Source organism: Paraburkholderia sp. AV2, assembly GCF_054968425.1.
This window is the reverse complement of record NZ_JBANLK010000004.1, coordinates 1-21247: the sequence shown is the minus strand read 5'-3', so window position 1 is coordinate 21247 and position 21247 is coordinate 1. Positions and strand designations below refer to the sequence as shown.

General features: G+C 68.0%; 20 protein-coding genes and 1 pseudogene. 6 read left to right on the top strand and 15 right to left on the bottom strand.

Going from position 1 to position 21247, the window contains the following annotated elements; genetic code table 11:
- Window positions 1–95 precede the first annotated feature (95 nt).
- Both V8683_RS04110 and V8683_RS04105 read right to left on the bottom strand, forming a co-directional pair.
- Complete coding sequence (locus V8683_RS04110; protein ID WP_411192975.1) at window positions 96–1352, bottom strand: MFS transporter; 1257 nt, start codon at window positions 1350–1352, stop codon at window positions 96–98.
- The gene (locus V8683_RS04105) at window positions 1349–1801 is read right to left on the bottom strand and encodes a MarR family winged helix-turn-helix transcriptional regulator (protein WP_411192976.1); all 453 of its coding nucleotides are present in this window, start codon (window positions 1799–1801) and stop codon (window positions 1349–1351) included. Before V8683_RS04105 ends, V8683_RS04110 begins: the two co-directional genes overlap by 4 nt.
- Window positions 1802–1958: 157 nt before the next feature.
- On the opposite strand from V8683_RS04105, the gene V8683_RS04100 reads away from it, so the two are divergent.
- On the top strand, window positions 1959–2747 hold the full coding sequence (locus V8683_RS04100; protein WP_411192977.1) for an FRG domain-containing protein: 789 nt from the start codon (window positions 1959–1961) through the stop codon (window positions 2745–2747).
- A gap of 62 nt (window positions 2748–2809) precedes the next feature.
- On the opposite strand, the gene V8683_RS04095 is transcribed toward V8683_RS04100, so the two are convergent.
- Window positions 2810–3637, bottom strand: coding sequence for an isocitrate lyase/PEP mutase family protein (locus V8683_RS04095; RefSeq protein WP_411192978.1), 828 nt, complete (start codon window positions 3635–3637; stop codon window positions 2810–2812).
- Between the two features lie 204 nt (window positions 3638–3841).
- On the opposite strand from V8683_RS04095, the gene V8683_RS04090 reads away from it, so the two are divergent.
- A complete protein-coding gene (locus V8683_RS04090) occupies window positions 3842–5395 on the top strand; it encodes a methyl-accepting chemotaxis protein (RefSeq protein WP_411192979.1) in 1554 nt (517 codons plus the stop codon).
- 30 nt (window positions 5396–5425) lie between these two features.
- Here the strand turns inward: V8683_RS04090 and V8683_RS04085 are convergent, their stop codons facing one another.
- Window positions 5426–6106: a cytochrome b/b6 domain-containing protein gene (locus tag V8683_RS04085; protein ID WP_411192980.1), complete on the bottom strand. Its 681-nt coding sequence runs from the start codon at window positions 6104–6106 to the stop codon at window positions 5426–5428.
- A 22-nt stretch (window positions 6107–6128) separates the two neighbouring features.
- Window positions 6129–6770 (bottom strand): DsbA family oxidoreductase, encoded by a 642-nt coding sequence (locus V8683_RS04080; protein WP_411192981.1) that lies wholly within the window; start codon window positions 6768–6770, stop codon window positions 6129–6131.
- Between the two features lie 157 nt (window positions 6771–6927).
- On the opposite strand from V8683_RS04080, the gene V8683_RS04075 reads away from it, so the two are divergent.
- A complete protein-coding gene (locus tag V8683_RS04075; protein WP_411192982.1) occupies window positions 6928–7206 on the top strand; it encodes an H-NS histone family protein in 279 nt (92 codons plus the stop codon).
- A gap of 29 nt (window positions 7207–7235) precedes the next feature.
- Here V8683_RS04075 and V8683_RS04070 read toward each other — a convergent pair whose 3' ends face one another.
- The 10 genes and pseudogenes from V8683_RS04070 to V8683_RS04025 form a co-directional block, all read right to left on the bottom strand.
- Window positions 7236–7520: a hypothetical protein gene (locus tag V8683_RS04070; protein ID WP_411192983.1), complete on the bottom strand. Its 285-nt coding sequence runs from the start codon at window positions 7518–7520 to the stop codon at window positions 7236–7238.
- Entirely contained in the window at window positions 7517–8059 is a 543-nt protein-coding gene (locus V8683_RS04065) for a hotdog family protein (RefSeq protein ID WP_411192984.1), read from the bottom strand. Before V8683_RS04065 ends, V8683_RS04070 begins: the two co-directional genes overlap by 4 nt.
- Window positions 8056–8931 carry a beta-ketoacyl synthase chain length factor gene (locus V8683_RS04060; protein ID WP_411192985.1) on the bottom strand — a complete coding sequence of 292 codons (876 nt, stop codon included), beginning with the start codon at window positions 8929–8931 and terminating at the stop codon, window positions 8056–8058. The genes V8683_RS04065 and V8683_RS04060 overlap by 4 nt, the downstream gene beginning before the upstream one ends.
- Window positions 8928–10151: a beta-ketoacyl-[acyl-carrier-protein] synthase family protein gene (locus V8683_RS04055; protein WP_411192986.1), complete on the bottom strand. Its 1224-nt coding sequence runs from the start codon at window positions 10149–10151 to the stop codon at window positions 8928–8930. The genes V8683_RS04060 and V8683_RS04055 overlap by 4 nt, the downstream gene beginning before the upstream one ends.
- Before the next feature lie 62 nt (window positions 10152–10213).
- The gene (locus tag V8683_RS04050) at window positions 10214–11125 is read right to left on the bottom strand and encodes a polysaccharide deacetylase family protein (RefSeq protein ID WP_411192987.1); all 912 of its coding nucleotides are present in this window, start codon (window positions 11123–11125) and stop codon (window positions 10214–10216) included.
- Window positions 11122–13656, bottom strand: coding sequence for an MMPL family transporter (locus tag V8683_RS04045; RefSeq protein WP_411192988.1), 2535 nt, complete (start codon window positions 13654–13656; stop codon window positions 11122–11124). The genes V8683_RS04050 and V8683_RS04045 overlap by 4 nt, the downstream gene beginning before the upstream one ends.
- 25 nt (window positions 13657–13681) lie before the next feature.
- Complete coding sequence (locus V8683_RS04040; protein WP_411192989.1) at window positions 13682–14371, bottom strand: outer membrane lipoprotein carrier protein LolA; 690 nt, start codon at window positions 14369–14371, stop codon at window positions 13682–13684.
- Between the two features lie 110 nt (window positions 14372–14481).
- Window positions 14482–15408 (bottom strand): annotated as a pseudogene (locus tag V8683_RS04035) (LpxL/LpxP family acyltransferase); the annotation flags it as partial.
- Window positions 15408–17273 (bottom strand): AMP-binding protein, encoded by a 1866-nt coding sequence (locus V8683_RS04030; protein WP_411192990.1) that lies wholly within the window; start codon window positions 17271–17273, stop codon window positions 15408–15410. The pseudogene V8683_RS04035 and the gene V8683_RS04030, both read right to left, overlap by 1 nt.
- A gap of 88 nt (window positions 17274–17361) precedes the next feature.
- Window positions 17362–18018 carry a COG4648 family protein gene (locus tag V8683_RS04025; protein ID WP_411192991.1) on the bottom strand — a complete coding sequence of 219 codons (657 nt, stop codon included), beginning with the start codon at window positions 18016–18018 and terminating at the stop codon, window positions 17362–17364.
- A gap of 710 nt (window positions 18019–18728) precedes the next feature.
- On the opposite strand from V8683_RS04025, the gene V8683_RS04020 reads away from it, so the two are divergent.
- From V8683_RS04020 to V8683_RS04010, 3 genes are read left to right on the top strand one after another with little or no spacing between them, the layout of a single operon-like run.
- Entirely contained in the window at window positions 18729–18989 is a 261-nt protein-coding gene (locus tag V8683_RS04020; protein ID WP_411193537.1) for a phosphopantetheine-binding protein, read from the top strand.
- Between the two features lie 30 nt (window positions 18990–19019).
- Window positions 19020–19736, top strand: coding sequence for a 3-oxoacyl-ACP reductase FabG (gene fabG / locus V8683_RS04015; RefSeq protein ID WP_411192992.1), 717 nt, complete (start codon window positions 19020–19022; stop codon window positions 19734–19736).
- Between the two features lie 31 nt (window positions 19737–19767).
- Window positions 19768–20577 (top strand): glycosyltransferase family 2 protein, encoded by an 810-nt coding sequence (locus V8683_RS04010; protein WP_411192993.1) that lies wholly within the window; start codon window positions 19768–19770, stop codon window positions 20575–20577.
- The last annotated feature ends 670 nt before the right edge of the window (window positions 20578–21247 follow it).

The following is a 21247-nucleotide window of genomic DNA, read 5'->3' as shown; positions in this document are numbered from 1 at the left end:
AGGAACAGCAAGGCACGCAGGAGAATAGCGGAGCCGCTTTTAAGATTTATGACGAGAGCGCAGCGAGGATATATTTTTCAGGAGATCGCGCGGTGTCACGGCGAGCCGGGCGGCGTCGGTTCGTCCGGAAGCGCGTCGGTCCGCACATTCGCACGCATCGTGCGCCACGCGACGAGCGCCGAGGCGAACCCCGACGCTGCGCCCACCATCAGCGCCCAGCGCGGCCCGCAATGATCCGCCACCCAGCCCACGATCGGTGCACCGATGGGCGTGCCGCCCAGCGCGACGGCGAGGCGGATGGCCAGCACGCGGCCGCGCATGGCGGGCTCGGTGGAGAGCTGCATGAGGCTGTTGGTGGTAGTCGTGACGGTGAGCGCGGCGATGCCGATCAGTACGAGCGCCGCGCCGAACCAGCCGTAGGCGGGCGCGATTGCAGCGAGCGTGCAGCCGAGCCCGAACAGCGCGGACGCCATGAGCAGCGAGTCGAAGCGCGGCCGGCTGCGGCGCGCGCCGATGAGTGCGCCGGTCACGGTGCCCACGGCCATCAGCGAGGACAGGAGGCCGTAGCCACCGGCGTTGGCGTGAAAGACGCTCACGGCCATCGTGGAGATGAAGATCGGGAAGTTGAGGCCGAACGTGCCGATCAGCGCCAGCATGAAGAGGATCGACCGGAGGTCCGGCCTCGCCCACACGTAGCGGAACCCGGCCGTCATGCTGCCGCGTGCGGGATGGGCGCGTTCGCGCACGCGCAGATCCTGCGTGCGCAGGCGCGTGAGCGAGACCAGTACGGCGACGAACGAGAGGCCGTTGAGCACGAACGCCCAGCCCACGCCCACCGACGCGATGACGAGCCCCGCCACCGCCGGCCCGATCATGCGCGCGGCATTGAACGAGGTGGAGTTCAGCGCGACGGCATTGGAGAGGTCGCCGTCACCGACCAGTTCCGAGACGAAGGTCTGCCGCACCGGCGAATCGAGCGCCGTCGTGCAGCCGAACAGGAACGCGAACGTATAGACCTGCCAGAGCTGCACGACGCCCGCAACGGTCAGCACGCCGAGCAGGAGCGCGAGGGCGCCGAGCGTGGCCTGCGTGATCATGAGCAGGCGGCGTTGATTGAAATGGTCGGCGGCGTAGCCGGACCAGGGCAACAGAAGGAGCTGCGGGCCGAACTGCAGGCCCATGACAATGCCCACGGCCGCCGCGCTGTGATGCGTGAGTCCCGTGAGCACGAGCCAGTCCTGCGCCGTGCGCTGCATCCAGGTGCCGATGTTGGAGACGAGCGCGCCTGCCGACCACACGCGGTAGTTGAAGCTGCGCAGCGAACGGAACATGCCGTCGGGCGAGACGCTCATGCCTCGGCCAGCCGTTGCAGCAGATCGAGGGCGGCGGCCAGCTCTTGCTGCTCGTCGGCCGAGAGACGAGCCTCGATCGTGCGCGTGAGCCAGTCCTGGCGCGCGGCGCGGCTTTCGCGCAGCCACGTCGCGCAGGCATCGGTCAGCGACCAGAGGGTCTGGCGGCCATCGTCGGGATCAGGGAGGGCGTTCAAGAGGCCCGTGGCCTCCAGTTGCGCAATCACGGCCCCCATCGACTGGGGACGCATGCCTTCCGCGCGCGCCAGGCTCGACACCGTGCCGGCGCCTTCGCGCTCGAGTCGCACGATCACCGCCACCTGCGACGGCGTGAACTCGCCGGGGCTCGCCTGCTCGCGCAGGCGGCGCCGAAGCCTGGCCATGAGGGCACGGATCTCGCTCGCGAGCTGAGCCGGGAGTTCCGGCCCGGATTGCGCGTTTTGACGGGTCATGGACGCATTCTACGAGATATGAAGGTAAGCTTCAAAGCTGACCTTCATACCTGCCCGAACCTGGACCCGCTACAGCCTTCATCGCGCCGTCGCGCTACGGCGTTAAGATCGGCGCGACGGCAGGCAGACGCACGGCTTTACCTGGATGGGAGACGCGATGCAGACCACCGTACTCACCGACTGGCAACAGTTCATGGCATTGACGACGCAGCTCGACGGCTGGGCGTTTCGCGGCCAGCAGAACGCGTCCTGGCAGCTGGAAAGCTCGCTCTCGCGCTACATGCGCGATTACGTGCAGGACCGCAGCCAGTGGCGCTCGCGCGAGGAGCGGGCGATCCGCGTGTTCCGGCGCAAGGCGCACAACTTTCTCGCGCATCCCGCGCTGCTCGCGGACGATCTGCGCTGCCTCGCGCTGATGCAGCACCACGGTGCGCCCACGCGTCTGCTCGACTTCACGAAGAGTCCGTTCGTGGCCGCGTTTTTCGCGCTCGAACGCGCAACGGGCGACGCCGCCGTGTTCGCGCTGAACACCCCCGCGCTCTGGAACAGCCGCGCGTTGCCTCTCGCCAACCCGGCGCTCACGCGCGACGTGATCGATCCGCGCGCGCACGACAATTTTCAGCAGTATTTCTTCTCGAACGCGAACGAAATCCTCTGGTCGGGCGAACCCACGGAAATGGACGACCGGCTCGTCGCCCAGTCGGGCACCTTCGTCGTGCCGGGCGTCATCGACAAGTCGCTGCAGGCGATCCTGGACGGCTACGAGAGCAACGAGGAGCTGCTGCACAAGATCGTGCTGCCCAAGGCCATGCGCATGGATGCGATGAAATGGCTCTACCGGATGAACATCACGAACGCTTCGCTCTTTCCGGGGCTCGACGGACTCGCGCGGTCGATCGCCGTGGAGCTGGAGATCGTCTGGTCGGGGCTGATGTCGTCGTCCTGAGACTTCCGGGCTTTCGGACCCGTTAGCGCGAAGCGTCCGGCTGTCACCTTGTCACCTGGCGCTCATTCGGCCCCCGGCTTGAAAAGCGCATTGAGCTCGGCGCCCGACGCCGCGCCTTCGAAGCCGTCGAAGCGTCCCCCGGCGAGCAACTGGGCCGCGCGCGTGAAGCCACCCCACGCGGCGCGAGCGAGTGCGCCTCCCACGCTCACGCGCCGCACGCCCATCGCGGCGAGATCCGGCAGCACGAAGGGCGAAACGCCGCCCACGAGCACGTTGACGGGTTTCGGCGCGACGGCGGCCACGACGGCTTCGATCTGCTCGCGGGTTTTGAGGCCCGGCGCGTAGAGGCAGTCGGCGCCGGCCTGCGCGTAGGCGGTGAGCCGGCGGATCGTTTCGTCGAGATCGGCCCGGCCCACGAGAAAATTCTCCGCCCGGCCAACGAGCAGCGTGTCGCCGCCCTGAGCGTCGATGGCGCGGCGCGCGGCCGCGATCCGCTCGACCGCCTCGTCGAGCGGAAAGAGCGGCGCCGCGGCGTCGCCGGTCGAGTCTTCGATGGAGAGACCCGCCACGCCCGCCTGGACCGCGAGGCCGACGCTTTCGGCCACGCCCGCGGGATCCTGGCCGAAGCCGTTTTCGAAATCGGCGTTCACGGGCAGGTCCGTTGCGTCCACGATGGCGCGCAGATGGGCGAGCACGGCCTCGCGGCTGACGGTGTTGTCGGCGTGTCCTGTCGACCATGCGAAGCCGGAACTGGTGGTGGCGAGCGCCTTGAAGCCGAGGTGTTGCAGATAGCGGGCGCTGCCGGCATCCCAGGGATTGGGCAGCATGAAACAGCCGGATTCATGCAGGGCGCGAAAGGCGGCGCGTTTTTCTGCGGCGGTGCGGGGCATGGAACGTCTCCTTTTCAGGACGGGTTGACCGGGGAGCCATGAAGCGAAACCGGAAGATGAGCACGAAGATAAACGTAAAGTACCTTGGCGCAAGATTACCCAGACTAATGACGTGTATACGGGAAAAGCACCGAAAAAGCTTTAAAGGGCAGCGCAGCATGCGCCGTTAGCTGATTGGAAAACGACGCTTCCATTCAGGACATCATGCCGAGAAAACTGACTGTATTGCAAAAACTGCTGACCACCTTCGGCGCCGTGGCCATCATCGGCGCCGCCTGCGGGGGCGTGGGCATCGCCACGCTCTCGCGCATGTACGGTCTCACGCGCGACGTTGCGCAAAACCACGTGCAGGGCATTTACCTGCTCAGCGAAATCGCGCGCAACAAGCTTTCCACCGACCTGGACGCGGCCAACCTCGGCTATGCGCACTCGGACGCCGGCAAGCAGTCCCTCATCGAAGACATCCGGGTGAAGCTTGGGGCCATGGATCAGTCGATGCACGAGTACGGCGAACTCGCGGGGCAAACGGAGGAGGGGCAGGCGCTCTTCGCCGACCTGCAGCGCACCAACGACGTCTGGGAACCCATCGTCAGGCAGGAAGCCGGTTTCTCCCCGCTGCAGCCGCAATATGCCGACCACGATCTGCTCGTGCACGACGCCATTGCGGCGAGCGACAAGATGAAGACGGCCATTGCGTCGCTCGCCGCGTACCGCAAGAAGCGCGCGGACGATGCCGCCGCGAACGCGGCCAGCCTGTACGCGAGCATGAGCATCCTGCTGTCCACGCTCGTCGTGGCGGGCTTCGTCGCCAGCATGGCGTTCGGCGTGTTCATCGCGCGCCAGCTTCAGCGGCAACTGGGCGGCGAGCCGGCGCAGGCCCAGGACGTTGCGCGGGCCATCGCCGACGGCAATCTCGCTTCGCCGGTGCCGCTGCGCGAAAAGGACACGACGAGCCTGATGGCCGCGCTCGCCTCGATGCAGGGCCGGCTGCGCGAGATCATCGGCACGATCCAGGTGTCGAGCGATTCGATCGTGACGGCTTCGGGCGAAATCGCCCGCGGCAACCTCGACCTCTCGCAGCGCACCGAAGAGCAGGCCGCCTCGCTCGAGGAAACGGCGGCGAGCATGGATGAGCTCACCTCCACGGTCAGCGCGAACAGCGCTTTCGCCGCCGACGCGCTGCGGCTTGCCGAACATTCGTCGCAGGCGTCCGCGGATAGCGGCGCGGCCATGCAGGAACTCTCGGGCAGCATGGGGTCGCTCGTGAGCCACGCGAGCAAGATTACCGAGATCATCGCGACCATCGACGGCATCGCTTTTCAGACCAACATCCTGGCGTTGAATGCCGCCGTCGAGGCGGCGCGCGCGGGCGAACAGGGCAAGGGCTTCTCGGTCGTGGCGAGCGAAGTGCGCAGCCTCGCGCAGAAGAGCGCGGTGGCGGCCAAGGAGATCAAGCAGTTGATCGACACGACCACGCAGGACATCCGCGGCGGCTCGCAGGTGACCGAGCGCACGGCCGAATCGATGACCGCCGTGAAGAGCGCCGTCGAGCGCGTGGCTGCGCTGATGCGCGACGTGACCTCGGCGTCGGATCATCAGAGCACGGGCATCGCGCAGATCAACCAGGCGATGCGGCAGATGGATGCGGTCACGCAGCAAAACGCGGCGCTCGTCGAGGAGGCCGCCGCCGCGGCGCAGAGCCTGAGCGAGCAGGCCGCATCGCTCAGGCAGAGCGTTTCGGCGTTCAGGCTGCACTGAGGTTCTGGGGCTCTGAAGCTCGCGGTGGCGTCAGAGGTAAGCCGCGAGCAGGGCCACGATCGTCGCGGCGAGCGCCATCAGCAGCGCCGCGAGCCAGAGGGAGGTGCGCGCGGGCGCGCGTATCGCGGCCGGCAGGCTTTTCTTGCCGGTGAGCATGGGGCCGAGCAGGTTATGGCCTTTCGCGAGCGCATAGACCGCGATTGCGCACACATGCAGCACGACGGCCGCCAGCAGCACGTCCCATCCCCAGGCATGCAGCTTCGCAATGGCGTTCGCCATGGCGGCGGGGACGATTTCGCTGAGCGGCCCTTCGTCGGCGATGTCGTTGTTGTCGTAGAGACCGCTCAGCGTTTCCGCGAGGAGAAGCGCGAGCAGGAGGAGGACCATCCAGCCGCCCGCCGGATTGTGGCCGACCTGAAGATCGGGCTCGCGCCGCAACAGGTGCCTCAGATGGCGCCAGGCCGTGGCCGGCGACGCGACAAAGCTGCGAAAGCGCGCAGTCTCGCCGCCGGCCACGCCCCACATCAGCCGGAACAGCACAAGCACGAGCAGCGCTTCGCCGAACCGCACGTGCCACTCCATCCAGTTCAGGCGCTGCGTTGCCCAGCAGGCCGCCACGAGCGCAACGGCGAGCCAGTGGAAGAGCCGGGTGGGAAAGTCCCAGACGCGCACCGACCGTGCGCCGGCGGTTTCGGGGCGTCCGGATTCCATGGGTTCGCGCGGCAAAGGGGGATCAGGTCTTCGAGAGGATCTGGCCGATGGCCTGCTCGAAGGCCGCCACCGGCTGGCCGCCCGAGAGCAGATAGCGGTCGTTGAAGATGATCGACGGCACCGAGTGAATGCCCATCGCCTGATACTGCTGCTCCTCGGCGCGCACTTCGTCGGCGTAGGCGCCGTTTTGCAGCACTTCGCGTGCCTGCGCGGCGTCGAGTCCGACCGATTGCGCGGCTTCGACCAGCACGTCGTGATTGCCCATATCCTTGCCTTCGCCGTGGTAGGCGCGCAAAAGCGCGAGCTTCAGCGGCACCTGCTTGCCTTCGAGCCCCGCCCAATGCAGCAGGCGATGGGCGTCGAAGGTGTTGTACACATGCTCGCGCGTGCCGAACGCGAAGCCGACCTCGGCGCCGCGCTCGCGGATCATGGCCTGGGTTTCGGCAATCTGTTCCGGCGTGCGGCCGTATTTTTTGCCGAGATAGTCGACGATCGATTCCCCGTCCGGTCCCATCTGCGGATTCAGCTCGAACGGATGCAGGACGATCTGCGCGTCGACCTTGTCGCCAAGGCGCTCCAGCGCGAGCTGCAGCGAGGAGAGACCGATCGCGCACCAGGGGCAGGCGATATCCGAGACAAAATCGATCTTGAGTGGCTGTGTCATGGCATTCCTTGTCAAAGGCTGATTGCGCACAGGGTAGCCCGAAACGCCGATCGCTGCAGAGGACGCCACGACTCCGGGCGTGCCCGGTTCGCCCTCACGCAATGCGGAATGGGCGGATAGAATACGAGGCCTGTTGTTCCTGTCTCACGATAGTCCCATGTCCACGTATCTCGAACTGATCGCCCGCAAGCGGGAACTCGACGCCCAGATTGAAAAAGCCCGCGCGCAGGCTGCCGCCGAAGCGCTCGCCGCGGCGCGCGCCGCGATTGCCGAATTCGGTTTCACGCCCGAAGATCTCTTCGGCAAGGCAGCGAAAACCACGAAGGCGGCGAAGAAGCGCGCGGGCCAGGCGGCCCGCAAGCCGCGCGCCGGCAACGATGCGGACGGCGGGACGCTCGATCTGTTCGCGCCGGCCAACCTGAATCACGCCGGTTAGGGCGTGCCTGACGCGGCGCGTTCAGGCCATCACGTCTCGTGCTTGTCGTCGCTGTCGTCTTTGTGGAATACGCGCTTCGTCGCGCGCTTGGTGGCCTCGTAGCCTTCGCGCGACGCGTGGGCGATGCCGTGGCCAACCGACCTCGCGGCGTTCGCCGTGGCATGGCCGAAGCTGCGTGCGGCGTGCCCGGTCGCCGTGGCGGCCGACTTGGCGTCGTGCTTGATGTCCTCTTTCGCTTCGTGGATGTCGGCGCGGGCCACGGAGCTGATCATGCCGAGCAGCAGCGCGACCACAATGAATCGATGGGTTTTCACGTCGAATCTCCTGTTGGGGTTGAGTTGGCCGCCCGTGCCTGCGCGGCGGACGCGTCCAGCATCACGGCGGCGCGGCCGGACAGCAGCAGCGCTTCGCCGCAGCGAACCGTAAAGCCGTAGAGAACGGTGTTGCCGTCGCCGCTCAGGCGTTCGGCCTCCACCGCGAGGGGGGCTTCGAAGGTGTCGAGGCGCGCGGCATGCGCTTCGACGCCGCGTACGCTCGCGAGATAGCCCACGCGCGGACGCTGCTGCGCCGCCTCATTCTGGCCACCGGCGAGCGCGCCATGCACGGCCATCGCTTGCGCCGCGTATTCGATGCCGCAGACCGAGGCGAGCCGCCCCTGCGAGCGCAGCGGGTTGTGGGGATCGCGGTGGCTGGTCGCGGTGCAGCAGATGCGGGCTTCGTCCCAGGCATCGATGCGGTCGAGCAGGCACATCGTGCCGGCGTGCGGAATGTGCGCGGCGATCCAGGCGCGGTTCAGCGGTGCGGCGAGCGGCGCAGCGGCGGGAGAAGCGCCTCGGGAAACATCTTGCGTCATCGCGAGCGCTCCGCCGCTGTGTCTGGCGTTGTGTCCGGCGCAGTGTTCAGCGCAGTGTTCAGAATAGTCACGTCGATCTGCACGCGCATCTCAGGCAGATAGTCGAGCACCACGCTCGAAGCGCGGCGCGTTGCGATGGCTTCGAGCAGCGGCAGGACGCGCGCCGCCGGGTTGGACACGCGCAGGGCCTCCAGTTCGGGCGAAGCGAGCGTCGTCGCGGGCGCGTCGGTGAGCGTCATCGTGACGTGCGCGAGCGCGCGTTGCGGATCGGCGGCAGGCGTCACCGAGGCAAGCGGCGCCAGTACCAGCGCCACGCCGAAGGCGTCCTCGATCAGGCGCACCGCGTGCAGCGGTTCGGGGTAGTCGGCATCGTACGCGATCAGCAGGGTCGGCACGCCGTCCACCGCGACCTGGCAAACGCTCTCGATGAGGCCCGCGGCGAAGCTGCCGTCGTACGCGCAAAGCACGTTAGAAGCGGCCCGCGAGCGCGCTGCGATGCTCCAGTAGCCGGCGGGGGCGTTGTGGACGGAGTTATGAAAGCGCGTAGGCGAGAGCTGGCGGTCGTCGCCCGCCAGCGTTTCGCAGATCGTGTGGCAGTTCGGGCCATCGCCGCCCGATGCGGTGAAGACGGCGGCCAGCGTCGTGCCGTCGCGTCCGCTGGCGGCCACGGCCTCGTGGCCTACGGCCAGCGCGGTTTTCACGATCGGGCCGGTACGGCGCCGTTCGGCGGGAGGCAGGCCTGCGGGCGGCGGCAGCACGGTGCGCGCGCTCGCGTAAGGGCTGCGGCCCGCCAGCACGTCGGCGGCCTGCGGCCAGTCGGCAAGGCCTGGCCCGATGAGGCCGATGCTTTCGATGCAGGCGTTCAGTTTCATGGTCGATGCTCGCGCAGCGCATGGGTCGCGCGGCCAAAAATCAGGCTGCAGTTCGTCCCGCCGAAGCCGAACGAATTGCTGAGGACCGTGTGCAGGTCGGCGTCGCGGTTTTGCAGGATGTAGTCGAGGCCGAGCGCCGCGTCGGCTTGCGTGGTATTCACGCCTGCGGGCATGAAACGGTGGCGCAGCGCGAGCGCTGCGATCACGGCCTCCAGCGCGCCGGCCGCGCCCAGCGTATGGCCGGTCGCCCCCTTGCTCGAACTGCACGGTGTGCCTTCGAACAGCGCGGTGATCGCGCGGCTTTCCGCTGCGTCGTTGCTGGGCGTGGCGGTGCCGTGCAGATTGATATAGCCGATCTCGCGCGGCGTAAGGCCGGCCGTCGCGAGCGCCTGCTCGATCGCCGTGCGCGCGCCGAGCCCTTCCGGGTGCGGCGCCGACATATGATGCGCGTCGCTCGATTCGCCTACGCCGAGCAGCAGGATCGCCTCGTCGTCGAGCGCACCGCCTGGCCCGGGCAAGCGTTCGAGGAGGGCGAATGCCGCCGCTTCGCCGATCGAGATGCCGTCACGCGCAACGTCGAACGGGCGGCAGGGTTGGCGCGACAGCAATTCGAGCGAATTGAAGCCATACAGCGTAGTGAGGCACAGCGAATCGACGCCACCTACGACGGCGGCGTCGATGAGCCCCGCCTCGATCATGCGCCGCGCCGACCCGAATACCTTCGCGCCGGACGAGCATGCGGAGGAAATTGCCGTCGCGGGCCCGCGCAGCGCGAAGTACGCGCGCACGAAAGCCGCGACCGAATAGGGATTGTGGGTCTGCGCATAGCGAAAGCCCGTGGGCAGCACGCCGCTCTCCGGCGCGCGCTGCCGGTAGGCCCTTTCCGTTTCGAGGATTCCGCTCGTGCTCGTACCGATGAAAACGCCCACGCGTTCGGCCCCGTAGCGGGCGGCGGCCGCTTCGACGCTTGCGGCAAAGCCGTCCTGCGTGAGGCCGATCTGTGCGAGACGGTTGTTGCGGCAGTCGTAGTCGGCGAGGTCGGCGCGCAACACTTCGGTGTCGACGCCTGCCACTTCGCCCGTCCAGGTGTCGAGCTCCGCGCGCTCGAAACGGCACGGCGCGAGGCCGCTCTTCTGGCCGCGCAGCGCGTCGAGCGTCGCGTCGAGCCCGCGCCCGATACAACTGGCGGCGGTGAAGTGCGAGAGCAGGAGAGGTTTCACGAAGGTCGTATCCAGTGAGGGCCGCGCTGGCGGCGAAGCCGATGCCAGCGCGTCGACAGGCATTAAATTTTATCAAACGGGGAATGGCGTCCCCCGCCCGGCACCGGGCGCTCGCTCTCGTGCCATGCCGCCTGCGCGGCAAGCGCGGCGCGCAGCGTCGTCCATTGCAGTTGCGCGTCGGCGGCTGCGCGCAGCAACCCGGGCAGCACCTCCAGCACCACCGGGCGACCGTCGGCGCCGCGCGCCGCATGGCCGTCGTGAACGAGCAGGATGTCGCGCGGCGCCAGACCCTGCAGCAGCCGGTGCGCGACTTTGCCGGCGTCGCGCTCGCGCGTGTCGAAGCCACGCCGGGTCCAGCTCGCGAGGCGCAGGCCAAGGCCGCACAGCACCGGTTCGAGGAACGGGTTGCGCAGGCCCGCGGGAGCGCGGAAAAAGAGCGGACGCATGCCGCTGATTTCGGCGAGCGTCTTCTGGGCGGCCTCGATCTCTCGCCGCAAGGCACCCGGACCCGAGAGCGAGAAGGTGTGCCGGTGCCGCTGGCTGTGGTTCTCCACGGCATGACCGCGCGCGACGATGGCCTCGATCCACTGCGGATGCCGGTGCGCCAGATCGCCGATACAGAAGAAAGTTGCGCGCGCACCATATTGGTCGAGCAGGTCGAGCACGCGTGGCGTGACTTCGGGGTCGGGGCCGTCGTCGACAGTCAGGGCGATGCGACGGTCGACGCCGCCGGGCATGCCGGGCAGGCGCGTCCAGTTCGGACCGAGCAGGGCGCTCTTCGGCCAGAGTCCCGCGGCGGTCAACGCGAGGTGCGAGGCGATCACGCCGCCGGCCGCCCACGGCCATATTGCCGGCTGGGCCAGCAGCGCTGCCGCCGCGCCGCCATGCAGCGCCGCCGTGCCCAGGATCAGCGGGGCCGGTTTCCAGCGGCGCGCGGCGCCCGGAGTGCCTGCGCGCGGTGCGGGCGCGTTCATGCACGTCCTCCTTCGCGGCCGGCGGGAACGGCAGAGGCGGCCGGCGTCGGCGCGGTCCGCTCGGTATGTGCGGTCTGCGGCGCAAGAATCGCGGCGAACGCGAGCGCGAGCATCGCGCCCGGTCCGACCGTGAGGCCGAAGGTTTCGAGCAGCGGCACGCGCGAAAGCGCGAGCAGGCCGAAGCCCGCGACTGTCGCGAGGTTGGCGACCAGCAGCGAGACGAGCGTAGACGGGGCGATTCGAGGCCCGGGTTGCAGGGCATTTTCCGCGAAGTCCGTACTGCCGCTGCGGGGCTTGCAGAAGAACAGCGCGTAGTTCGAACCCACGGCGACGATCAGCAGCATGCCGATGAGGTGCAGGATCGTCAGCGGCACGCCTGCCAGCGCGAAGCCCGCGGCGACGGCCAGCACCGCGGCGACGAGCGGCGCGAGCGCGCGCGCCGCACGCAGCGGCGAGCGCAGCGCGAAGGCCAGCAGCACGGCTATGCCCGCGAATCCCGCGAGCGAAAGGCGCACGGCCTCGCGCTCGTAGTTCACGTAAAGGCGGTCGGCCTCGGTTTTCAGATCGACGAACAGCGCGCCGGGCACGCCCGCCCGCGCGACAGCGGCCTGCATGAATGCGCCCTGCACGGGCGATCCGTTGTCGCGCGCCCGCAGCGCGAGCATGGCGTTCCAGCCATTCGCGTGGCGGGTCAGCAGCGAATCGACGGCGAGCGCCATCGAGGTGCCGCGCAGATCGGCTCGCGTGATCAGCGGCGCCTCGCGCGCCGCCTGGACGTCGGCGACGAACGGCGCGAACGCTTCCGGCTTGATGCTGACCGGTTGATCGGCCACGGCTTCGCGCATGCGCGCGGTCAACGTGGCGGCGTCGGGCAGGCTCGCGCGGCGCGCGCGTTGCATCGCGTCGCTCGGCAGGTAATGCGCCGGACTCTCGAAGTCCGCGAGCACCCCTTGGTCGATGAGCGGTTGCAGTTGCGCGCCGATCTTCTCGGCGTCTTCGAGCGCTGCCTGTTCGCTGGCGGCGGGAATGGCCACGAGATAGCGCACGTCGGGGGCGCCGAGGTCGGCGCGCAACCGTTCGTCGAGCGCACGACTTGCCGCCGGGACCGGGCTCAGCGCTTCGAGTTCGTGACTCCAGAGGTTGCCGCGATGCCACGCCAGCACGGCGAGGGCGCCGAGCGTGAGCGCCGCGAGCGGCCAGCGCAGGCGCGGCGCGGCCTGGGCGAGGTGTGCGAGCCGCGCGCCGATGCCGGAGACGTCGCGTACCGCTACCGGACCGCCTTGCAGACGCGGCAGCACATAGCGCGTGACCAGTGCCGCCGCCGTCAATCCCGCGATCGAGTAGACGCCCAGTTGCACGAGCCCAGGAAAACTGGAGAACACCAGCGAGGCGAAGCCGCACACCGACGTGAGCACGCCGAGGCGGATCGTCGGCCAGTATGCGGCGATCCATGCGCGTAATGGGTGTGCCGGGTGAGCCATCTGCGCAGTCGCGCCAACCTGCGCGGACTGCACGAAGAGATAAATCGAGTAGTCGACCGCCTCGCCGATCAGCGTCGTGCCGAAACCGAGCGTGAGGCCTTGAACCGTGCCGAATGCGAGGCTCACCGCCGCGATGCCCGCCGCCACGCCTGAAAGCACAGGCAACAAACCCAGCCCTAGCGTGCGCGGCGAACGGTAGATCGTCAGCAGGAGCGCGACGATGAGGACGAGACTCAGGGTCGAAATGCGCTCCACGTCGTGGCGGATCAGATCGCGCGTTTCGACGGAAAACACGCCGGGGCCGCTCAGCTCGATCCGGTATGGCGACGCGCCCGGCAGTGCGCGCCTGGCGGTGTCGAACGCATGGTGAACGGCGTCGATGGCGCGTTCCTGCGCGTCGGTGTCGGAGCCCGCCGCGGCGGTTTGCGCGACCAGCACGGCGCGCGTGCCGTCGCGCGAAGCCCATGCACCTCCGAGGCTCGTGGGTTGCGCGGTGCTGTCGAGCTGGCTGATGAGCGCGGCGACTTCGCCGGTCGGATCGCGCGGCAACAAGTCCTTGGCGACGAGACCCGCCGACGAACTCAGCAAATCGATGCTCTGGCCGAGCGCGTCGTGCAGCCCCGCCGTCGTGAAGCGCTGCGGCGTGACGGCCGGACTCAGCAGATAGCGATGCGCAAACACGAACTGCTCGTCGCGGGCATCGTTCGCGGCTTCGCCGTTGTTGACGGCCGCGAACTGCGGGTCGGCGCGCAACGTCGCCGCGACCGCCCGCGAGATCTGGGCGCGCCCAGGCGCATCGCCGCCTTCAATGGAGACGAGGATGAGACGCAGGGCCGGCCCCTCGCGCAACTGATCCACGAGCACCCGCTGGCGTGCATCCGGCGTGCGAGGCAGGAAGGCGGAGAGGTCCGCGCTGAAGTGGGCGCGCGCGATCGCCGCCGCGCAGGCGAGCAGGAACAGCAGCCAGATCAGCACCGCGTGCCGCTCCAGGGCACGTGCCAGGGCATGCGGGCCTCGGGTGGTCGGTGTGGGCCGGGCGGGGGTGTTCATCGGCTCGTTACCAAGGGGCGAACGCTCAGTTCGCCGCCCCATTCGCTGCGGCCGCAAGCGGCTGCAGTCGCATCAGCGAATGGTCGCCGCCCGGTTGCTCGATTGCCACGCTGCGCAGCACGTCGGCCGTGCCTTCCAGCGTGATCGTGCTCACCACCTTCAGCATGCGCGCATCGCGCGGCGTGAGCGTGAGGGTCCAGTCGTCGCCGTTGCCGGCGAGCGCGACCTGGTACGTTTGTTCGAGCGCGGGCCGGTTGCCGGTGAGCGTCGCGCGGATGCTTTCGATGAACGCGCCAAGCTCGGGATAGCGCGTCAGCGGCAGCGTGTAGGTGTGGTTGTTGCGCTGGACGGTGAGCATGTCGCCATCCACCACGAGGTGCTCCGGCTTCGGGCTCAGCGTGTTCTTTTCCAGATGATCGGGCGCGACGAACACGAGCTCGCCGGACGATTCGATGGGCTGCGAAGCGATCGCGAGGGACTTCGTCTCCTTGAACGAGGCGCGGCCCGACTTGCGCTGAGCGAGCGCGGCCATGAGGCGGTCGAGCGTCCAGGTGGAGGTAGATGCGGATGCGGTGGTGGCCGGCGTGGCGGAGGCCGTGCCGGCGAATGCCGGCGCGATTGCGCCAAGCGCGACGGCAAGGCTGGCGTGCGCCACGGTGCGGCGCAAGGCGTCGCGCAAAACGAAACGGCTGGCGGGACGGCGGGAGGCGCTCATGCGTCGGAGGTCTCCTGGGCGGCGAGGCGCGCGTGCTGCACGTCGGCACGGCGTACGCCATACGCGTTTTTCGCCACCCGCGCGGCGATGGCCCCTTGCTTCGTCGTGGTCGCCGCCTCGGCCGCTTCGGTCGCCTGCGCGGTCTGCCAGAAGTCGAAGTAGTTGAACCAGTTGTACGGCGCCGTGCGGCAATGCCGATCGAGCAGCGTCACATAGCGCGCGAGCGCCGCATCGATGGCGTCGGCGCGCGCTTCGCGCGGCGTGTGCGTGAAGTCGGCGAGCATTTCGAAGTGCACGTCGTAGCGGTTGCCGCCGCGATAGAGCCCCGTCATGAAGATCACCGGGCGCTTGAGCATCGCGGCCATGTAGAGCGGCCCGAGCGAGAACGACGCGGGCTTGCCGAGAAACGGCAGGCTGCGCGCCGAAGTGGTGTCTTCCAGCAGTGTGCGGTCGGCCAGCATGCCGACCATGCAGTTCTGGTCGAGCCGCTCGTTCACGCGCAGCATCGAATCGACCTGCCCGAGCGGGATCACCTCGGGCTGGGCGGCCGGGTTCACGGCGGCGATGGTCGCGTTGATCTTGCGCGCGTTTTCCTCGTACATCGTGACGACCACGCGCAGGCCAGGCTGCGTGCGGCCGAGCGCGCGCACGACCTCGAAGCTGCCCAGATGGCCGCCCATCAGGAACGCGCCGCGTCCGTTATCGAGCGCGGCGTCGACGAGCTCGTGCCCCTGCGGACGGATGTCGAAGAGGTCGAAGCGCTCGTTGATCAGGTAAAGGCGGTCGTGGATCGTTGTCGCGAAGGTGAACAGGTGCCGGTAGACCTCGCGCCAGTGCGCGCGGCGGCCCAGCACGCGGCTCAGATAGGTCCGCGAGGCAGCCCGCGCCTGCGGAGAGAACAGCATGTAATAGCCGGTGCACAGATGCACGAGAACGCGCGAGGCGCGGCGGCCGATGCGCAGAGACAGCCATGTCATGACGCGCAGCAACAGCGCGCTGCCGCGTTCTTCTCGCTGGGTCCAGTCGGTGCGCTTGATCATGGGTGCGGGCCTTCCTGGGGTACGGGGTGTGCAGGGGACGGCGGAACCGACAGCGTGCCGCTCGCAACATCGCGCGCGCCGGCCTGGACGGTGAAGCGGATCGCGCCGCTTGCCGTGGCGTCGAACGCGAGATCGAGCGGCTCGCCGGGGGCGGCCGGGCTCAGGAATTTCGCAGCGCCGAGCCGCCAGGCGTCCATCGGGCGGTTCAGGGCCGCGCCGATGGCGTCGATGGCGTGGTCGAGCAGCACGACGCCGGGCACGATGGGTTGGCCCGGGAAGTGGCCCGGCAACGCGGGGTGGTCGGCGGGTATCGTGAAGGAGACTGTGGTGGCGCCGGGCGTCTTGCCGGTCGGGGCGGCCATGCCTGCCGGGTTTGCGCCGGCCTCGGGCGTCAGGGTCCCTGCCGGAACGGCCCGGGTATGGCGCGCGGCCAGTGCCGCGAGGACGTGATGCGGCAACTTGCCGGTTTCGTTGCGCGGCAGCGCGTCGACGAATACGAGCGGGCGCGGCATGAACGCGGCGTCGATACGCTCGCGCAATGCCCGCTGCAGGTCGACGGCACTCAGCGTCGGTGCGACCACGAGTGCGATCAGGCGCGTCACCGGCTCGCGGTGCGAGCCGTCGTCCCCGGTGCCGCTTTCATTGGGCATGAAGAAAACGCCGTCGATCACGCCCGGGATCGCATTGAGTTGATGATTCAGATAGGCGAGCGAGGTCCGCTTGCCCGCGATGTTGATGAGGTCCGCCTTGCGTCCGTGCAGCAGGAAGCGGTGCGCATCGAGCACTTCGAGCGCGTCGCCCATCGGCACCGGCGCTTCCACGTGACCGCCCGACACCCAGATCGTGGGGCCTTCGTCGCCTTCGGCCTCCGCGCCGGCCGGCGCGGCGCTGCGCGCATCGAGGCGGATCTGCGGCAGCAGCTCCCACGTCGCACCCTGTGCCGTACGGCGGGTCGCGATCTGGCCGGTTTCCGTGCTGCCGTAAATCTCGACCAGCGGGGCGTTCAGACGCGCCTCGGCTTCGCACGCGAGCTTTTCCGCAAGCGGCGCCGTCGCGCTGAGCACGAGCGCGGCGTCGGGCAATGGCGCTTCGGTCGCGAGCAGCGCGCGCAGATGGATCGGCGAGGTCACGAGCACGCGCGGTTGCGGCACGGCCTCTAGCTCGGCGCGGATATCGACGGGATAGAACGGCTGGCGGTTGCTGAAAGCGAGGCCGCCGATCAGCGCGAGCAGCACCGTCGATTCGAAGCCGTACATGTGCTGCGCGGGCACCGTGCCGATCAGTGTTGGCGTCGTCGCCCCGGCTTGCGCGCGGGACTCGCCGTGCGCGTCGAGCAGTCCGAGGCGCTGCGCCGCCGCGCGCACATTGGCGACGAGAAAGCCCCAGGTCTTGCGGTGCGGCACCGGCGCGCCGGTCGAGCCGGAGGTGAAGACGTAGGCCATGATGCGCGCCGCGTCGATCCGGGGCACGTCGAAGGGCGCGTCGTCGCCGGCGTCGTGGCCGACCGCCGCCGCATCTTCGACGCGGCCTTCGGGGTAGCGAAAGCGCGGCAGGTCGATCGCGCAGTCGGATGTGTCGTGCAGGCAGAACGCGTCGGGGGCGAACGTGGCGAGCTGGCGCACCGTTTCCGGCGTGTGGGTGGACGGCAGCAGGCTGATCCGGCCGGAGACGAGTGCCGCGCACAGGCTCACGGCGAAGCGGTAGCGGTCGCGGCAGACGTTGAAGACGTGACCGCCCGGCGGCAGCGCAGCCGCTACCCGCGCCACGTCGGCGAGGAACGCTCGCGCCGTGACCGGGGAACCGTCGCACCAGGCGATGACCTGGCGGGGTGAGGTGTGAAAAATCAGCGGATGTGTCGGCATAACGTCGGCATAACTTCGGCTGGAACAAAAAACACCGGCGATGCGGCGCCGATGCAGGCATAGTGGCTATCCCTGCGCGGCGTGCGCTTCACCTTGCGACCCGCACCGGCTCCGGCCGGGATCGCCGGTAAGCGCGAATCGCATCGAGCATGCCGGAGTGCGACTCGCGGGGCAGCGCAAAGCGCCGGCAGGCATGCTCGGCGACGAACATCGCACCGACCAGCGGCAGCGCCACATAGTTGGCGAACGTCGCCCACGCAACGATCGGCGCGATGGCGAACATCAGCGTCGAAACGGCCGCGGTCGCGACGAAGAACAGCGTCCACGCCACCGTGATCTGCCGCGTATAGCGCGCAATCGCCGGCGGGAGCGAACCGCGGATCAGCGCCGCAAACTGCGTGCAGAGCGGAACACGCCTCTCGACCAGCGTGCGGCCGAACAGCAGCGCCATTCCGAGGTTGAAGCTCACATGCTCGATGTATAGGCCCCATTCGAAATGAAGAGCAAGCGGCGTGCGCGCGGTCCAGACCGCGGCAACCGCGAGCGCCCAAAGCGGCAGCCACGCGGCGCGGTGCGACGAGCGGGCAGCGGCAACCAGGGCGATGGCCAGTGGCGGCAGCAGCGCCATGGCGAGCCCGAGTCCGTGCTCGCCGGGCGTCGCGACAGCGTGGTGCGCCAGCAACTGATACGCGGCTACGGCGGCGATTGCCAGCGCACCGCGGACGAAACCGGCCAACGCATTCATTGCGGACCTCCCGACGGGCAAGGGCAGGGGGTGCGTCGTCCGCCTTTGCCTCTGCTTTCGCATCCAGATCGCGCGCGAATTTTGCCACAGACCCGGCCCTGAATCCCATGAGCCCCATGAACTCCGTGAGCCGCGAAACGGCCCCGCGTCCGTGCATGGACGAGACGGCAGTCCGGTGCGTGACGAAGTGGGGTGGGTGAGCGCGGCATGATCGATAGGCTTCAAAAATGAGTAGCAGTCTTCATCGGGTTGCGTCCGGCAGCGGCGCGGTGAGTCGGTGCACTTAATCCCTGGCCGCCGGCATTGGTCACGGGAATGACGGCGAGCAGGATTGCGGCAGGCGTATTTTAGGGCCGCGGCGGGGCATCTTTCAGAGCACATGCGGCGCGTTTGTAACCGTTTGTATGGCTCGCCGGACGGCCACGTCGCCCTACAATCCGATTACACCCAAGGCCGCTTAGGCGTCGCCGCCCCGTTGTATCCCAAAATACGGACGTCACCCCTTCTAACGTCTGTAACCTTTCTGCCGTACATCCCGTATACGCACCGGTACCCATCGTCTAAAATCCGCGTAACTTTTACCAAATCGACTCCAAACCCAGGCGGGCGGGGCGGTGGGCAGGAGCCGGGAAGCCGGCGGTGCCCTTGTCCGGCACGGGGGCGCCACCCCCGTTTGTGCGCACGGCCCGTACCGTTTGATCGCACGCATGATGAACGCACTGGAACAAGAGCTTGCCGCGCTGATCGTCGGCGAACTGAATCTCGAAGATGTCTCGCTCGACGACGTGAACGCCGAGACGCCGCTCTATGGCGAAGGCTTCGGGCTCGACTCGATCGACATTCTCGAAATCGCCCTGCTGATCTCGAAGAAGTACGGCTTCGAGCTGCGCTCCGACAATCCGGATAACGAAAAGATCTTCGCGACGCTCGGTTCGCTGGCCGCCTACGTCGCCGCGCACCGCGTGCGTTGAACGTCAAGCGCGAACGAGAGGAGAGAGCCGATGCGTGCACTCGTGACAGGCGGCAGCGGAGCGCTGGGCCAGGCCATTTGCCTCGCGCTCGCCGGGGCCGGCCATGATGTGTGGGTGCATGCCAATCGCCGTGCGGGCGAAGCCGAAGCGGTCGCGCAACGCATTGCCGATGCGGGCGGGACGGCGCACGCGATCACGTTCGACGTAACCGATGCCGACGCCGCCGAGGCCGCGCTCGCCCGTCTCATCGAGGACGCGCCGGTGCAGATTCTCGTCAACAACGCGGGCGTGCACGACGACGCGCCGTTGGCCGGCATGACGCGCAACCAGTGGCGCCACGTGATCGACGTCTCGCTCAACGGTTTTTTCAACGTCACGCAGCCGCTCCTGCTGCCGATGATCCGCACGCGGCATGGCCGCATCGTCAACATCGCGTCGCTCGCGGGCGTCATGGGCAATCGCGGGCAGGTCAATTACTCGGCCGCCAAGGCCGGGCTGATCGGCGCGACGAAGGCGCTGTCCCTCGAAGTGGCCTCGCGCGGCATCACGGTCAACGCGATCGCGCCCGGCATCATCGCTTCGCCCATGGTTGAGCACGTGTTTCCCGCTGAGCGCATCAAGCAGCTCGTGCCGGCGCAGCGTGCCGGCCAGCCCGAGGAGGTCGCCGCCATGGTTGCGTACCTCGTCTCCGATGCGGCCGCCTATGTGACCGGGCAGGTATTGTCGATCAACGGCGGACTCGCCTGAGCGCGCGTCTGCGTCCCTGGATTCCTGTTCCATGCAACCGGCTGTTTTCATGACCGCGCCCGCTGCTTCCCCTACGCCCTCGACCACGCATCTCGTCCTGATCCCGAGCTACAACCCGGGCATGAAGGTCGACGAAACCGTGCGCGCGGCGCGTGCTCAGTGGAGTCCGGTGTGGGTCGTCGTGGACGGGAGCACCGACGGCAGCGCCGGACGTCTGCAGGCGATGGCCGCGCAGGACCCGGGGCTGCATGTGATCGTGCTGCCGGCCAATCGCGGCAAAGGCGGCGCGGTGCTCGCGGGAATCGAGGCGGCTGCGACGCAAGGCTTCACGCACGTCCTGACGATGGACTCCGACGGCCAACACCCGGCCGCGCTGATTCCGCGCTTCATGGCGGCCTCGCAGGCGTCGCCCGACGCGATGGTGCTGGGCTTGCCGAAATTCGATGCGAGCGCGCCACAACTGCGCGTGCAAGGGCGGCGTCTCTCGAACCTCTTTGCGGATGTCGAGACGCTATGGGCGGGCATCGGCGATTCGCTCTATGGCTTTCGCGTCTATCCCATTGCGCCGCTCAAGGCGATCATGCGGCGGCAGCCGTGGATGCGCCGTTTCGACTTCGATCCCGAGGCCGCCGTGCGCCTGTGCTGGGCCGGGGTGCGGCCGATCCAGATCGAGGCGCCGGTGCGCTATTTCAGTGCACAGGAGGGGGGCGTGTCGCATTTCAACTACGCGCGCGACAACCTGCTGCTCAGTTGGATGCACCTGCGGCTCGTCGCCGGCTTCGGGGCACGTTTGCCGCTGCTCGCCGCAAGACGCTTGCTGGGCCGTGACGGCACCATCTGATCCGGTTTAACCCGAATATTGCATAGCATTCCGTACCATTCTGGCGAAGTGCGCGGCGAACTTCGGCCAGAGCGTCGCCACTCCACCACAAGGGAAAACCCGGGCAACCTGGGGCACTCCCCATTCGTGCATTCCCGAAGTCGTTGCGCCGGCACATGGCGGACGCCTTGTGCCCGAGGCCGGCGAAGCCGCGCCGAGGGCTTCAAGAGGAAACCGGCACGCCGGTAAATGAGTGGAAACGTGTAGGCAACAGATTGTTGTTCCTGCGGTACTTTACATTGACACGATCGTGCGATTTTTCCTAAGATCGCCCGGACGGTTCGGAAAACGAAATCGAGTTCGAATATCGAACCGCGATTATCGGAGCGGATCCGGAACCTTCCGGGCCGTCACGCACGCCGGTTCACGAGGTTTGCCGGCCTCTCGACGCAGCAAGCAGCACAACAGGCAACACGCTTCGCAGGGGAATCGCCAGGGCAACATCAAGCAGCCGCCTGGTGTAATCCATATAGGTAGTATTGCTAATTAAAAGACGCAATTACTCACTCGGGTAATCCGCAGTTACCCCGCAGTTACCCCGCAGTTACCCGATTCATACCAAAACTCGACGGCATGCGTTCCGTCCCGAAGGAGATCGACGATGTACAAGCAACGAGGTCTGCGCCTGAAG

Excerpts from the sequence above, each read along its gene's own strand:
- V8683_RS04110 (WP_411192975.1), bottom strand. The coding sequence starts at position 1,352 with ATGAGCGTCTCGCCCGACGGCATGTTCCGTTCGCTGCGCAGCTTCAAC.
- V8683_RS04105 (WP_411192976.1), bottom strand. The coding sequence starts at position 1,801 with ATGACCCGTCAAAACGCGCAATCCGGGCCGGAACTCCCGGCTCAGCTC.
- V8683_RS04100 (WP_411192977.1), top strand. The coding sequence starts at position 1,959 with ATGCAGACCACCGTACTCACCGACTGGCAACAGTTCATGGCATTGACG.
- V8683_RS04095 (WP_411192978.1), bottom strand. The coding sequence starts at position 3,637 with ATGCCCCGCACCGCCGCAGAAAAACGCGCCGCCTTTCGCGCCCTGCAT.
- V8683_RS04090 (WP_411192979.1), top strand. The coding sequence starts at position 3,842 with ATGCCGAGAAAACTGACTGTATTGCAAAAACTGCTGACCACCTTCGGC.
- V8683_RS04085 (WP_411192980.1), bottom strand. The coding sequence starts at position 6,106 with ATGGAATCCGGACGCCCCGAAACCGCCGGCGCACGGTCGGTGCGCGTC.
- V8683_RS04080 (WP_411192981.1), bottom strand. The coding sequence starts at position 6,770 with ATGACACAGCCACTCAAGATCGATTTTGTCTCGGATATCGCCTGCCCC.
- V8683_RS04075 (WP_411192982.1), top strand. The coding sequence starts at position 6,928 with ATGTCCACGTATCTCGAACTGATCGCCCGCAAGCGGGAACTCGACGCC.
- V8683_RS04065 (WP_411192984.1), bottom strand. The coding sequence starts at position 8,059 with ATGACGCAAGATGTTTCCCGAGGCGCTTCTCCCGCCGCTGCGCCGCTC.
- V8683_RS04060 (WP_411192985.1), bottom strand. The coding sequence starts at position 8,931 with ATGAAACTGAACGCCTGCATCGAAAGCATCGGCCTCATCGGGCCAGGC.
- V8683_RS04050 (WP_411192987.1), bottom strand. The coding sequence starts at position 11,125 with ATGAACGCGCCCGCACCGCGCGCAGGCACTCCGGGCGCCGCGCGCCGC.
- V8683_RS04045 (WP_411192988.1), bottom strand. The coding sequence starts at position 13,656 with ATGAACACCCCCGCCCGGCCCACACCGACCACCCGAGGCCCGCATGCC.
- V8683_RS04040 (WP_411192989.1), bottom strand. The coding sequence starts at position 14,371 with ATGAGCGCCTCCCGCCGTCCCGCCAGCCGTTTCGTTTTGCGCGACGCC.
- V8683_RS04030 (WP_411192990.1), bottom strand. The coding sequence starts at position 17,273 with ATGCCGACACATCCGCTGATTTTTCACACCTCACCCCGCCAGGTCATC.
- V8683_RS04025 (WP_411192991.1), bottom strand. The coding sequence starts at position 18,018 with ATGAATGCGTTGGCCGGTTTCGTCCGCGGTGCGCTGGCAATCGCCGCC.
- V8683_RS04020 (WP_411193537.1), top strand. The coding sequence starts at position 18,729 with ATGAACGCACTGGAACAAGAGCTTGCCGCGCTGATCGTCGGCGAACTG.
- fabG (WP_411192992.1), top strand. The coding sequence starts at position 19,020 with ATGCGTGCACTCGTGACAGGCGGCAGCGGAGCGCTGGGCCAGGCCATT.
- V8683_RS04010 (WP_411192993.1), top strand. The coding sequence starts at position 19,768 with ATGCAACCGGCTGTTTTCATGACCGCGCCCGCTGCTTCCCCTACGCCC.